Raw genomic sequence first — 377 nt, 5'->3', positions numbered from 1 at the left:
TCCAGGCCCAGTCAGAAGGCTGTACCCGATCATGCGGCTTCGGGTGAGGCCGAAGACGTTGATCGGCGTCTGATCAATTGTGAGCCAGCCCGGGCCCTTGCGAGCCCTTTCAACGAGGCTCACCGTGGAAACGGCATAGGACAGGTAGGTAGAGCAGCCATGCGCCGAGAGGCCCACGAGGCTAAGGATGTGAGTGTAGTAAGCCTCCGGGTCTATCAGGAGCAGCAGGTGAGGACCCGTCTGCAAAACGCGACGCTCTTCAAATTCCCTGCAGATTTCTGCGACCGCGTCGATCGGCAATCCATTTCGCTTCCCGGCGTTTTTGATCGCGTCGAGCAGCTTGGCCAGAGCGTATTGCCGACTTTCAGGCATGGCTG

General features: G+C 59.2%; 1 pseudogene. It reads right to left on the bottom strand.

Annotated features, from left to right (window positions below):
- Nucleotides 1-372: pseudogene (locus EN807_RS35950) on the bottom strand (hypothetical protein); the annotation flags it as partial.
- Nucleotides 373-377 lie beyond the last annotated feature (5 nt).

The organism is Mesorhizobium sp. M5C.F.Ca.ET.164.01.1.1 (genome assembly GCF_004792125.1).
Classification (GTDB): Bacteria; Pseudomonadota; Alphaproteobacteria; order Rhizobiales; family Rhizobiaceae; genus Mesorhizobium; species Mesorhizobium wenxiniae.
The sequence above is the reverse complement of the archived record's forward strand: the minus strand, read 5'-3'. Positions and strand labels throughout refer to the sequence as shown.